1 protein-coding gene is annotated in these 688 nt (G+C 48.1%); it reads right to left on the bottom strand.

Annotated features, from left to right (window positions below; all coding sequences use genetic code 11):
• On the bottom strand, positions 1-677 hold a 677-nt coding region (locus tag ST42_RS05000), incomplete at its 3' end, for an ACT domain-containing protein (protein WP_231556921.1).
• Between the last annotated feature and the right edge of the window lie 11 nt (positions 678-688).

Genomic DNA, 688 nt, shown 5'->3' with positions numbered 1-688 from the left:
CTTGCCACCTCATCCACATTTTTTATCTTACGGATATTTTCAATGGCTTGCTTTAGTTCGTTGGAAGAATGTACCTCAAAATCCACCGTGGTTTCCACAATGCGGTCTTGGGTTACTGTATGGAGTTCCGAAATGGAGAGGTTCTGTTGCTCTGTAATGCAAGCCACCACATCGCTGAGCAGATGATGACGGTCGATACCACGGATGCAGATACGAACGGGGAACAGAAATTGTTCGTTCTCCTTGAAATCCACAGCTACAATGGTATCGCCCTGCTTGGATGCCTGACGGATAGCGGTGAGGCAGTTGCGCTTGTGGAGCGTAATCTGTCCCTCGGTATTCTTAAAACCGACGACTTCGTCTCCCGGCAACGGATGGCAGCAGGTACAACGTTTATACTCCATCTTTGGACGGTCGGTGAAGAAACTGCCCAAACTACGCTTTGCCTTATAGGTAAGCACATGGTTCTGCCAATCTGCTTCTGGTACTGCATCCTCTGCAGTGCCTATCTCTACACAATCGCCACGATGGAGCACCGTCTTGACAGAGGACAGTTTACCGTTGATACGTGCATACACGGCATGAAGTCCAACTTCGGTATGAATTTCGAAGGCAAAATCGAGTGCAGTGGCATACTTGGGCAGTACGATACATTTGCCTTTGGGTGTGAAAGCCATAATGTTATCAT

The organism is Prevotella pectinovora, from assembly GCF_000834015.1.
Classification (GTDB): Bacteria; Bacteroidota; Bacteroidia; order Bacteroidales; family Bacteroidaceae; genus Prevotella; species Prevotella pectinovora.
The sequence above is the reverse complement of the archived record's forward strand: the minus strand, read 5'-3'. Positions and strand labels throughout refer to the sequence as shown.